Origin of the sequence: Schaalia canis (assembly GCF_003858455.1) — a bacterium.
In the GTDB taxonomy this organism is placed as follows: Bacteria; Actinomycetota; Actinomycetes; order Actinomycetales; family Actinomycetaceae; genus Pauljensenia; species Pauljensenia canis.
Genome location: NZ_RQZF01000007.1, coordinates 20,020 through 33,831 on the forward strand (window position 1 = coordinate 20,020; position 13,812 = coordinate 33,831).

The 13,812-nt window shown below is 58.4% G+C and carries 3 protein-coding genes and 1 tRNA gene; all 4 read left to right on the plus strand.

Translation table 11 applies throughout. The features are described 5' to 3' along the window. Positions 1–269 precede the first annotated feature (269 nt). The 4 genes from EII11_RS07275 (at position 270) to EII11_RS07290 (ending at position 13,567) form a co-directional block, all read left to right on the plus strand. Complete coding sequence (locus EII11_RS07275; RefSeq protein ID WP_165867098.1) at positions 270–4,112, plus strand: alpha-L-fucosidase; 3,843 nt, start codon at positions 270–272, stop codon at positions 4,110–4,112. 258 nt (positions 4,113–4,370) lie between these two features. After that, positions 4,371–5,561, plus strand: a complete 1,191-nt coding sequence (locus EII11_RS07280; protein ID WP_124870844.1) for a methyltransferase domain-containing protein — start codon at positions 4,371–4,373, stop codon at positions 5,559–5,561. A 114-nt stretch (positions 5,562–5,675) separates the two neighbouring features. Next, positions 5,676–5,763: transfer RNA gene (locus tag EII11_RS07285), tRNA-Ser, on the plus strand. Between the two features lie 502 nt (positions 5,764–6,265). Then, a complete protein-coding gene (locus tag EII11_RS07290; protein ID WP_165867099.1) occupies positions 6,266–13,567 on the plus strand; it encodes an MSCRAMM family protein in 7,302 nt (2,433 codons plus the stop codon). The last annotated feature ends 245 nt before the right edge of the window (positions 13,568–13,812 follow it).

The following is a 13,812-nucleotide window of genomic DNA, read 5'->3' on the forward strand; positions in this document are numbered from 1 at the left end:
ATGGACTCAAGGTTAGTGTGTGGGGCGGAGAGGTGCAAGTGGAAAGAGTGGAACTTGAGTCACATCGACTCAAGTTTGGTGGATGGATAGTTCCTCCTCCGTCTCGAAGGAAGAGGGGGGAGGGGAAGAAAGTCGTGAGAGTAGGGCGTTATGGTGCGCTTTTATCTCTAAAGTCCTAGAAAAAATAAATCTGCCTTGTTAATGTTAAAAAGCCGTCGCAACGAGGCTGGCGGCATCACCTGGAAGGCTCGCCGATGAGTTTAAGAAGGATGGCAGGGATAGCCCTGTCAGTCGCCCTCACCCTGGGTGGCATCACAGCAGCACATGCTGATCCGCAACCACAACCACAACCAGGAACCCCCGAAATTACGGCTGTTCCAGCGGCAATGTCCCTCAGTGACAACCCTCGCATTAGGGCATGGCAAGACCTGCGCTTCGGCTTGTTTATCCACTGGGGTGTGTACTCCACCTTCGCTGGATATTACAAAGGTCAAAAGCAATGGCTGGGCTACCCCGAACAGATCAAAGCCTGGGGTATTGACCGAAACAATATGGGCATCCCCGACGAGGACTACCTCAAAGCCGCATCAGAAATGACCATCCCCAACTTCAGTGCCCAGCAATGGTGCCAACAGGCCAAAGACGCTGGCATGAAGTACCTGCTGGTCACCTCAAAACATCATGACGGCTTCGCCATGTGGGACACCGCCACCACACACTACGACTTTTACGAAAAAGCGCCTGGCCAGCGCGACCCGATGAAGGAACTTGCTGATGCCTGTAACGGCATGGGCATTAAACTCGCCTTCTATTTCTCCATTATCGACTGGACTAAACAAACACCAGATCCCTGGCGCAACCGCAACACCCTTGATGCGGAGATGATGACCCTCATCCATGATCAGCTCAAGGAACTGCTGTCGGGCAAGTATGGACAGGTGCCAGAACTATGGTTCGACATGGGTAACCCCACCCCTGAACAATCAGCGCAAATGGCCCAGTGGGTGCGCGAGTTCTCCCCGAATACCCTGGTCAATTCCCGCGTATGGAATGACAAGGGCGACTTTGAAGTTGGCGGCGACAACAGCCTGGTCACCAATCTGACGATGAATCCGTGGGAGTCAATCCGTTCGACCTTCCCCGACTGCTGGGGATACTGCACATGGCCGGAGGAAGAGGCTATTCGCAAACACCCCGAAGGCGTGGCAAAGCAAACCAAGCATGAGGTTGAAAACCTGTTCACCACCGTTGCCAATGGCGGACAGTACCTGCTCAACGTTGGTCCACGCGGTACCGGCGAGTTCGACCCATTCGAATCCAAGATCCTTGAAGGAATCGGCGCCTGGAATACGCGCCACCCCCATGTGATCCACGGAGCAGTTCCCACCCGCTACCCTCAGCAAACTTGGGGGTACACCGTGATCAACGGAAACGCTGTATACCTTGGTGTGACACGTTGGCCGGAGGATCGCACCCTGCGCTTGCCTGGCGCGGGAACCAATGTTGCATCCGTCAGCGTTGATGACGCCACGGCAGCCTCGCCGCAGGCCCTTGAATACCGTGTGGAGAACAATGACCTGATCATTACTCTGCCCGCTGACGCTCCCGATCCTGCCCTGCCGATCATTAAGGTTGAAACGACGGGCGCTCCTGTCTATGCCCCCAACACTGCAACCACGCTGGTGAAGGGGACGATGGAGACAGTGCCGCGTAATGCGATAACCGAGGTCAATAGTCCAAAGCGAGGCGCCGTTTCGCAACTGATCGCTTACGCGAAGAACCCCGGTAGCGAGACGATGAACATGGCAGTGGCCCTGCAGGGCAGCGTGTCGCGCAGTGAAAATGTGAAGGTCACGGTCGGCGGAAAGAGCCGTATCGCAACAATGGGTGAATTTGTTGATGGTCTTGCAGGGTTTGACGTCCCGGCTCACAGTATCGTGCCCGTCATGATCGAGGCTGCCGACAAGGCCTACTACGCAGATAGCTTCAGCAATGATGGCACAATCTCAAAGATTTCTCTGGGAGGCGTGGACGCCACACAAAATGCGGTCACCGTTGAACATCAATTCGTCGCCGCAGATCAATCCGACCTTCCCCCAGAGGTCATGGCTCAGTTGCCTGCCAGCCGACAGGTAATCCCAGGCCTGAAGGAAGTTTTCCCCACCGATCCGCAACAGAGGGTTGTTCGCCTGGCAGATGGACAGTGGACCTTTACCGGCTGGAATAAGAACTCTCAAGGCACTGACACATCACCGGTGGTCTTTGTCGGAACCTGGACCCACGGGCCGTTGACCTACGAGGTGACCTATCGCTTCATCAACGCCACACCTGACCACGAGGAACCATTCCAGCTCAAATACTTCCTGCCCAACGCCAAGGAATACCCCCGTGGTAGTTCAGTAACGCCCCCCAAGCTCAACTCAGAGGTGTTCCGCGACTTCTTCAACAACAAGACATGGCGTTTTAAGGGATGGAAGACTGAACGCATTGAGGATCTGCAAAGCAATGTCGAGATTGTCGGCGAGTGGGCCTACCATCGAGATACTGACGTCACCGTGAACTTCGCTTTCGTCTCATCAGATGGCAGTGAACTCCCGGCAGAAGTGACGGCCCTGTTGCCGCCCTCGTTCACCAAGAAGGCGCCGGTGTCCTTCATCTCGCCAACAACCATGATCCAAAACGAGGTCGAGACACCCGCAGGCCTGTGGCGCTTTAAAGGCTGGGATAATCCCCGCATTTCCTGGCCGGTTGGTCCCACTCACACATACACCGGTACGTGGGTGCTGACGACTAAGACCCATGATGTGCTCTTTGACTACCGCTCGGCCGATCCTGACAAGGAGCTGCCCGATTCGGTGATCGGGACACTGCCAGAGTTGCTCACTGTCCCGCACGGCAGTGAGGTGACACTGCCCCTGCCTGAACCTGCGCGCATTGAAGAAGGTGAAGGCGCCTGGGTATTTAGCGGATGGGAGCCAGCGAGCATCCCTTCGATCAGCGAAGACATGGAGGTAGTAGGCACCTGGACGTACCAGACAAAGCAGAAGTTCACGCCTACCTTCACCTTCGAGTCCGCCACCGAAGGCGCTACTCTCCCCGCAGAGATCCTCGCCCTGCTGCCAACGGGCGAAGAGTACACCGAAGGTGACACTGTCACCGCACCTGCGCCCTCGCAAAACACGCTGACCACCCCGGCAGGCACCTGGACCTTCCAAGGGTGGACGCCCGAAAGAGTCGAAAACGCCAGCGAGCAGGTGGCCTTCGTTGGAAAGTGGAGCCTGGAGCGGGCAATGCACACCGTGACCTACGCCTTCACCTCCACCAGCGATAAGCCTTTGCCCGACGAGGTCACTGCCCTGCTCCCCGCAGCGCAAACCCTGGCTTACGGTACCGTGCTCGAACCGGCTGCCCCCAGCGCAACCTCCTGGGCGAGCATTGAGGGCGAGTGGCGTTTCAACGGCTGGAACGTGAAGAAGGAAACCATTGTTGGTGACCTCACCGTCACCGGCACATGGACCTACCATTTGCGTGAGTTCAGTGCAAAGTTCTCCTTCCCGGAGGACCTACCAGAAGCAGTGCAAAAGATGCACTCCACCGAGGCATCCCTACTTATCGCGGACAACAAGGTGTGCGCACCCGCCCCCTTGAAGAACGAGGTTGCTGTCACCGGCGGAAGCTGGCGCTTCGAAGGATGGAAGAAAGAGTGCTACACCCTTGAGGAGATCGCCCAGCATCTGACCGTGAACGCTCAGGCAAGCGGGGCTGGCAGCGGAAATGGGGCGGCACTCTTTGCCCTCAAGGATGTCAGCCTCATCTACGCCCTGCCCTTCACCCCCGTGTGGACCTTCCACAAGGCGCAGGGGCCAGGGCCTTCAGACCCGAAGGTTCCGGGCGTTCCCGCACCCAAGGATGACGGTAAAGACAAGGGCAGTGCAGGCAGCACCGGGAAGGACGGCAGCACGGCTGGTAAGGACTCTGACAACACCGGCAAGACAACTGCGCCACGCTCAGGCTTGTCTAAGACCGGCGTTGATAGCAGCGGCCTCCTCTTCGTCAGCACCATCATCGTCGCTGCCGGAACGTTGCTGCTGATCAAACGGCGCCGCTCATGAATGGAGGCAACGGGCCCAATCGTCAGATGTGCTACCGGCCCCTTCGGTAGTACTTGACAGGGCTTTCCTTTCCTAGGATGAGCCGCCCAAGCTGCGCCCGGGGTGAGGATCTGACAATCCTCACCCCGGGCGCAACCCTGTCCAGACCACGAGGGTACAGATCAGCACGCGGGGCACATACCTCGCAGTCTGCTTCCCTCATCGTGCACCCCTCAGAGTTCACCCCATCCCCTAGCCCCGGCATGACACAATGTCACTATGTTCTGCGACTACCACCAGCGAGGCCTCTGCCGATCCTGCACCCACCTCGACGTCGCATACCCCGAACAACTCCGGCGCCGCCAAGCCTCTGCCGACACCCTTCTAAGAGCCCTCCCCAACGCCGCCCACATGACCTGGTGTGAGGCGGGAGCCTCAACGCCTACACACTTTCGCACCAAAGCAAAAATGGCCGTCGGCGGCACGGCGGGCGCGCCCACCCTCGGGCTTCTAGACAGCGACTGGAAGGGCGTTGACCTGTCCGCCTGCCCCATCCTGGACCCGCAACTTCGCGCCGCCATGCCTGCCCTGGCCGCCTTCGTTGCGGAGCTGCGGCTTGAACCCTACGACGTTGCCGCCCGCCGTGGTGAGTTGAAGTATCTGCTGGTTACCGTCGCCGCTGACGGTGGTCTTATGGTTCGCTTTGTCCTGCGTTCGCGTCGCTACGAGGCGCTGCTGCGCTCGCGGCTGCCTCGTCTGCAAGAACTCCTGCCCACGCTGGTCGTTGCCAGCGTGAACCTGCACCCCACGCACGCAGCCCTCGTGGAAGGGCCAGAGGAAGTCCTACTCACCGAAGCCGCCACGCTGCCCATGCAGGTGGGGGATGTGACCCTACACGCTGGGCCGCAGAGTTTCACCCAAACCAATACTCAGGTTGCCGCGCAGCTCTACCGGCAGGCCGCGCACTGGGCAGCGGGGGAGCGCGGTGTGCCCGCAGCGGGAAGTGGGGCATCTTCTATGCCGGGTACCTTGTGGGACCTGTACTGCGGGGTTGGAGGGTTTGCCCTGCACGCCGCCGTTGCGGGAGTGCGCCAGGTGGTAGGCGTGGAGGTTTCGCCCGTTGCGATCTCTTCGGCCGAGCGTTCCGCCCGTGACCTCTGGGCTGACCAGGCGCAGGCTCGCGCTCGTTTTATTGCCGCAGACGCCACTGCCTGGGCGGTCGCTCAGGACACGAAGGAAGCGCCTGATGTGGTCGTCGTCAACCCGCCGCGTCGAGGAATCGGGGCGGCGCTGGCCGGGTGGTTGAACGAGTGTTCCGCGCCGCGCGTCATCTATTCCTCCTGTAATCCTGTCACCTTGGTGAAAGACCTGGCTGCCATGCCCACGCTCCACGTGGTGGAGGGGCGTTTCTTCGATATGTTCCCGCACACCGATCATGCTGAGGTTGCTGTCGTGTGCGAGCGGGTGTGAGTGCCGAGGTGGCCTGCGTTGCGTGAGCGATCCCACGGTAGGGGAGTGGGGATCGGATTAGGTGCTGACCGGGCAAAGGCGCTAACATATCTGAGCACGCACTTTTGTGTGCACGGAGGATTCGCCTAGTGGCCTATGGCGCACGCTTGGAAAGCGTGTTGGGTGCAAGCCCTCGGGGGTTCGAATCCCCCATCCTCCGCCAGTCGCCCCGTAGTTCCTGTGGAACTGCGGGGCTTTTGTGTGGGGTTTTTACATGCTCGTGACGCTTTCGTAGCCGGGCCAGTCTGGGGGCTCTGTGGGCATTCCCTTTTGTCGTATAGCCCCAATCCTGCGCCTTGTTGTTAATCCTGCCCCGCACACGGCGCAAGATTAACAACAAGGCGCAGTTTTAGGAGCGTGGGTTGCACTAGACGCGAGCGGAGTCTGTACAAAACGTATTGGCCTGTCGCTGAGGGATGTCGAGGTCGGGGCATGTTTTCTGTCAAACAAAATCGATGCACAGGTGAACATGTATCGCAATGTGGACGCATTTAGTGCGGCAGTATTCAGGGTATTCAGCAAGTATTAAGAGGTGCCGACAGAGTCTGAAAGTTTGCTGAACGAATTATGCATATCTGTTGTAGAAGCAACTAGATTTCTGAGAAAAATGACAATATGGTTAGTGTATGCCTATTCGCTTTTCATTGAAAACTTGGATTTCAAGTGTGCTTGTAGCAGCGCTTGTGATCACCGGAGCCGTCACATGGTTCCTTCCCTCAGCCTCTGGCGCGCCCTCAGATGAAGGGCTCAATAAAATCGTCATGAGAATCCTGACCAACGATGTTGATCCCGATGGGGAACAACCCTCAGAGTTCTGGTCGGGACAACCCTTTACCACAACAGCGCAATTTGACGCCTCAGCCACGACGGGGCGCCTTCTGAACGCGCGCATCCGACTGACAATCGAAAAATCACCAGCCCTATCGGTGCAGCGAATCCCCGACTCACAATTTGCACAACGCAGCGAATCCTGCGACACCGACACCCACTGGTGCAAGGACTACTACATTGCAGCAGTAACGGGAGCAACGAACTTTTCAATCCCCGTACCGCTGTCATACCTCAACCGCCAAACCCCACCTGGAACCCAGACAACAATCACCTGGGAACTTTTCGAGGGGGATAACACCCAGCCGCTCCGCGCAGAATCCAGAACCTTCAAAGCGAAGGTCGCTACAGAATTCACCCCCTTCAACTACTGCAATGAAGGTCAAAGAGGCCAAGCTGCGGCACGGGTTTCCTGCGAGGTGCCCTTTGAAACCGACGACGTAGCATCTGCTACCCACACACCTGCCCAGCCGATCATCCATCACTACACGGTTTCAGCAAAAGAAGTGCTTGACGGTGGTCGACAGGACGGGTGGGGCGAATACGCCCCACAACGAATGAAGATCGTCACCAAGCTTCCCGCAGGTGCCACCTACGTCGCAGGATGGTGGGGCACGCAGGACCGGCAATGGGTGTACGACCCAGGTGCTCACACTGTCACCTACGAAGGACCGCTGCACCGTGAAAACTGGCATCCATGCGGTGGACAAACCTACTGTGAGGGCATCAAACTCAGCTTTGAAAACGCCGAGATCTACTCTGACGTTGCCGCAAAGACTCCTCGCGAATACGTCCTCAAGAGCACTATTACCTTTGATCCCGGAACTGCATCCGAAAAAACCCTCCCCGAGGTCACCTCAACCACGACCTTCAAGCCCCAACCAAAGGCCGCTTTCCCGGGCAGGACGTCCAGCGACCAAATGGACAAGCACATAGCCAGCCAGAACTTCATCTTCGATGGAGGCATGCTCTTCCGCGATAGAACGCCGCTGAACTTTGATGACCCCAACACCGACATCATGCTGTGGCGTCTGTGGGTGGGAAACGTCAATAACGGTTCCGCAATTACACCAAAGGCCAGCGGCGGCATCACATCAAACTTCACCACCTTTACTGACACTGAACTTGATCCGCGCCTCTACTTCCACAGATTCACCCCGCCTCGAAGCGGAGACTTCGGGAAACGAGATAACGGAACACTCGAACCGCGCGACATTGAGGCACAATTCAACGACCTCACTGTCTCCCTTCATGGCGTAACCGAGGACGGACAGGAAGAACTCCTTGCCGCGGATATGAACTCCAACGATCCGGCCATCTTCATTAACGATAAGGCCCGCAAGTACTCTGGCTTGAAGGTTCGTTTCTCCGCGCCCTTCGTGCAAGACAACTCCTGGACATACTTCAATATCAGCGCAGCTCCCCTGGAATCCGAAATGGCCAAATGGGCCAATGGAACCTACACCCAGGAACAGCAGTACGACAATTGGGTGACCGCAGAAGGAATCAAGGGCGACGAACAGAACGCCCCATTCACCCTTTCGGTTCGCGCAGAAACCCACGCAGGCAACAACGCGATCACCATTAAGCCCATCGAACCCAAGATCGCCATGTGGATCGGTGATGATCGTCAAAGCCAAATTAACTGGGATACCCAGCACACCTCAGAACGTGCTTTCACCTACGAAAAATGCGAAAAGAAGGGTGATCTTTCAACCCTCTACCCGCCCTACCTGTGGAAAGCCGAAAGGGATCGTACCCCGGCAGAACTCGCCTGCGCTCGACTTGGTGAATTCGCAGTCACCAGCAACGCCCAAGGAAACTGGGGACAGTCAACACTCCCAATGAAAGACGTCCAGCATGTCGTTCTGCTTCCCGCAGGTATCGAGTATGTCCGCACCGTCCAAACACAAATTGACGGTGTAATCCAGCCTCAGCCCATTGAACCGCGAATCGTCGCCAACTACAGGAACAGTGGCAAGACAGCGCTCATCTACAACTACGGCAACATCCCCCACCACACCAACGTGGGCGGACACGAGCGAGTCACACGCAGCGTCTTCCACCTCGACACCACCATTAATGCCAAGGCAGCTCCAGAAACGAATATCGTCGAGTACTACACGGTGTGGTCCAATAACAACATCGTCAAACCAAACTGGAACCATCACCTTGATAATTTGGACCTTGACGGCGACGGCGATACCGCCGAGTACTTCATGCGCATGACACTCCCTCTCAAGATGTATCCGCCTTTGGAACTCATCGCGCGTAAGTCCGTTTCTCTTGACAAGGCCAACTGGTTCGTGAACGCCCCCGCCCAAGACCTCGGTGGTGACATCTACTACAGATTCGAGGTAGACAACCGTTCCTTCACGGAAACCCGATCCCTCTACATGATTGATGTCCTGCCCCAAGCAAACGACCACAAGATCGTTGAGGACGTCAGAGGCCGCTACCTTCCACGAACGTGGGCGCGCCACAACGTCGATGGAAGCACCGAGCACGTCAACCACTCCGCCTTTGAAACACCTCTCGTTGAAGCACTGGAAACCGTGCCAGAAAACGCGGAAATCATCAAACGCTGGGATATCTTCTACGCCCTGGAACCCCAAGGCGCTGACACCGATAGCGCAATCAACGCACAGTGGAAGACAGCAAACGACATCACCGACTGGTCTGCCGTCCGCTCCATCAAACTCGCACTCAAGCCAGGACAAAGCCTGGGACGCCACGCCCATATTGAAGTGGTGACACACAATAGGATTCCTGACACGGAGCAGATGCGAGCCCTCCCAGCGGGATCGCGCGCAGTCAACTCCTTCGCGACCTCCACCCAGGCCAACACCGGATACATCGAAACGAACGATGTCACCGCTGAAGCCGCCCGCTACCTCGTGGAAGGAACCGTTTTCGCTGACCTTGATGGCAATTCAACGCTCAGTGACGGCACCGCAGACCTGAAACTCTCAGGCCTGAAAGTCGCACTGCACGACGCAGAATCAGGTGCGAAAGTCGCTGAAACAACCACAAACGATGGGCGCTACTCCTTCGAGCTCTTCAAACGCGGCAACTACCGAGTGTTCTTCGAAAAGTCTGCAGGCTCATCCGTAGTACCCGCAGGGGAAGGCCAAACAGCATCTCACGGCGCAAAGTGTGCGGTTGGCTCAACTGAACACGCTCAGGCAACACAAGAAACCTGTGCAGGCCCCCAAGCCGCCGCAGTAAACGCCGTGTGGACGGAAGACTTCGCGGTCAACCCCGACAACGCAACAGTGGTGCGAAACCTTGGCGTACGTGCCGTTAGCCGCGACGTCACCATCAAGAAGGTCGACCAAGCCGGCGCACCCCTGGCTGACGTAGAGTTCAGCCTTGAATGGGCCGCCCCCCTACCGGGGATGGTTGCCCCCACGCCGACACCCGCAACGCAGACTGCCTCGTCAAACACTGAAGGTATCGCCACCTTCCCTGCGGTGCCCTACGGCACCTACAGGCTGCGGGAGACCTCAACACCTGCGGGCTACCTGCCCCTTGCGGCCCCCGTGGAGGTGACCGTCACCCCCGTTGCGCCGACCGCACCCGACGGAACAACCGCACCCGACACAACAGTGGCCAACGAACTGATCAAAGCCACCGTCAAGGTCGTGAAGGTTGACGCCGTTTCAGCCAGCACAACTTTGCCCGGTGCCGTATTCGAACTGCGTCAGGGAACGCAAGTCAAATACACCTCAACGGCTTCGGACGCTCAAGGTGTAGCAACCTTCAGCGATGTGCTGGCAGGTACCTACACGCTGGTGGAAAAGACAGCACCAACTGGCTACGTCCGCTCCGCAGACACCCACGAGGTCACTGTGGGCGCCGCCCAGCACAACACCGTCATTGAACTTCCCGCCTTCCCCAACACGAAGATCAGCGCACACGTCAACGTCAAGAAGGTTGACGCAGACACGGGCGCAGGCATTGACGGTGCAGTGTTCGGCCTGTTCGCACCGGGGGTTGCAGGGAACGCGGCTGATGACGCCGCCTACCAGGCGACCTCGGCAAACGGTGGCAACGTCGAATTCCGAAACGTCGCCTTCGGCACCTACACGCTACGTGAGATCAGCGCCCCGGTAGGCTACCTTCCCACAGCGGACGAGCAGGCCGTCACCATTGCCGACCTCAACGCCGTGACCTTGAACAACGTGGCCAACACCCCCATTAAGGGCAGTGTCACGCTGACAAAGGTTGACGCTGAACGGCCGACAACCCCTCTGCCCGGCGTCACGTTTGGCCTCTTCGTGAAGAACGGTGGAGCCGTCGGCGCGAAGATCGCCGAACAAACAACCGGCCCCGACGGGACGCTCACCTTCGAGGACGTCCGCTTTGGCTCCTACGTTGTACGCGAGCTTGAAACGGCCGCCGGTTATGAAATGAACGCCGCTGACCGTGACGTGGTGATCTCAACGAACCGGCAGGTTATCGACCTGGGGCAGGTAACAAACGCGCCAATCAAGGGCGCAGTGTCTGCCAAGAAGGTCGAAGCAGGCACAAACGTTCCTCTCTCTGGAGCAACTTTTGGATTGTATGCTCGCCAGGCGGATGGCTCCTTCGCCGCTGACACGACGCAGATCGCTCAAAGCAATACCGACGGCGTTGTGACCTTCATGAACGTGCCTGCGGGCACCTATCAGCTCCGTGAAACGGCCGCGCCTGCTACTCACGTCCTCAACACGACGGACATGCGTGAAGTCACCATCGCTACCCAAGGCCAGAACGTTGATCTGACCGCCACCCCCTTCGAAAACGTCAAGAAGATGGGTGTGGTCACGGTCAAGAAGGTTGAGGCTGGAAGCGGCACGCCCATCCCCGGGACGCGATTCGCGGTGTTCACTCCGGCCGGCGTGAAGGTTGCCGACGACAAGCCGACAAACGCCGATGGCCTTGTTGACTTCGAACTGCCCTACGGCGAATACCTCGTGAAAGAAACCGCCCCCGCAGTTGGCTTCAACCCCGCTGTGCCTGCGGACGGGCGTTCCTTCCGTATTGACACTCACGGGCAGCGTGTGGATCTGACGGGGGAGGCTGATCGCTTCACGAATACCCCCATCACCGGCTCTGTTACGGTGACCAAGGTGGATGCTGAAGACCCCACAGTGACGCTGGTGGGCGTCGAGTTTGGCCTCTACCCCGTCAACGAGGCCGGAGCCGCCGCTGACACCCCCGCGTACGTGGCGACCAGTGGGCCCGGTGGCGTGGCTCTCTTTGAGAATGTGCGCTTCGGGAAATACGTGCTCAAAGAAAAGAAGGGCTTGGCAGCCTACATTGAGTCCACACTCACTCAAGAGGTCGTGATCTCCGCCCAAGGCCAACGCGTTGACATTGGCAACTTCCCCAACCAGATCAAGAAGGGGTCGGTGACGCTACGCAAGGTTGACGCCGACGATACGACCGTGGGCGTTGAAGGCGCCGTCTTTGAGCTGAAGCAGGGCGACACGGTGGTCTACACGCAGACTTCCACCGCGAACGGCGCGGTAGTGTTCGCCGACGTCAAACATGGCGAATACACCCTGGTGGAAGCCAGCGCTCCCGAACGTTACGTTGTGGACGCTGCCTGGTCGCAGACGGTGAATATCACCGACCAGGGGCAGACTGTCGCCGTCGGTGATGTCACCAACCGCGTTAAGAAGGCCGAGGTTACCGCCGTGAAGTGGTCCGCAGATGACGATGCGGCTCTGGCAGGGGCAGTGTTTGCCCTGAAGAACGGTGAAGTGACGACTGCGACCGCTACCTCAGGTGATGACGGTGCTGTGACCTTCGCGAATGTCCCCTACGGGGATTACACGCTGGTGGAAACGAGTGCTCCGGCTGGATTTGTTCTGGACGCTACCCCGCGTCCTGTGCAGGTTCGTGAGGACGGTGCAAGAGTTGACCTTGGTCGTATTGCCAACACGGCTGTACGAGGAACGGTGACTGCCCATAAGAAGGATGCGGAAACTGGCAAGCCCGTGATGGGCGCAGCCTTTGAGCTGCGCACCCCCGCAGGAGAGCGCGTGGCGAATGCGGCATCCGACAAGGACGGCCTCGTGAGCTTCGACAACGTTCGCGCAGGCGAATACACGATCATTGAGACTGCCCCCGCTGTTGGCTACGTTTCCACCAGTGAAACATTGCAGGCAACCGTGACGACAAATGGAGTCACTGTTGATGCGGGTGAACTCAGCAATACCCCCATCCGAGGTTCTGTCCGCGTGAACAAGGTTGACGCCGACAGTAAGAAACCTTTGGCGGGTGTCACCTTCGGGTTGTTCCCCACGGCTGACAAGGCTGCTGGTCACGCCGCAGACAAGGACGAGGCGCAGGCCGAGGTTCCCGTGTACACGGCTGTGACCAACGCGGATGGTGTAGCACTGTTCGAGGGCGTTGCCTTTGGCGAGTGGACCGTGCGGGAAACCGAGCCTGCGGCGGGATATAACCCCTCACCCGAGGTTGGCGGCCGAAAGGTTGCTGTCAAGGAACACGGCGTGGTCGTTGAAGCAGGGGCACCATTTGAAAATGCTCCGATTCGAGGCAGCATCGTGTTGACGAAGGTTGACCCTTACAGCAAGCCTTTGGCGCAGGCTACCTTCGTCCTGCGAAATATGGAGGGCGGAAAGCTCGCTACTGCAGTCAGTGGCGCCGACGGCCGCGTGGTATTCCCCGATGTGATCTTCGGGAAGTACACGGTTGAGGAAACGGAGGCTCCCGCAGGATATGTCACCTCAAAAACCGTCTACTCAGCGACGATTACCCGCCAGGGTGAGGTCGTTGATCTGGGAACCGTGGTGAACAGGCCGATTCCCCCGTCATCTGGCGGAAATGGAGGCCACAAGCCCGGTGGCGACAAGCCAGGCGGTGACAATGGTGGAAATACTCCCGGCGACGCTCCACAGAGCACCCCTCACGGTGGGGCGACGCCCGGTGCGGATAAGCCTGGTGCGGATAAGCCGGGTAAGGATGCTTCTGCTGGCAAGGGCAGTGCAGGTAAACAAGTCATCGCTAAGACCGGCGCTGATACTTCACCGGCCCTGGCGCTGAGCCTGATCTTGACGATCCTGGCAGCAGGGGCATACGCCCTGCGGCGCCGCTCTGAGTATCCGGCTGCTGCGCTGCGACGCTAGATGCCAGGAGGCAGCAGTTGCCGCTAAAGGCACACGCTGAAGGCTGTCATCCTCAGAGCGTGGAACCAGCCTGAGCTCCACTGAGCCCCGCACCCTCACAGAGGGCGCGGGGCTCAGTGCTGAGTTATAGCGGTGCTGGTATGCCAATCCTGCGCCTTGTTGCTAAAACTGCCCCGCACACGGCGCAAGATTAACAACAAGGCGCAGTTTTATAGGGGAGGGTGCAGTGCTGTTCAAGCAAGTGC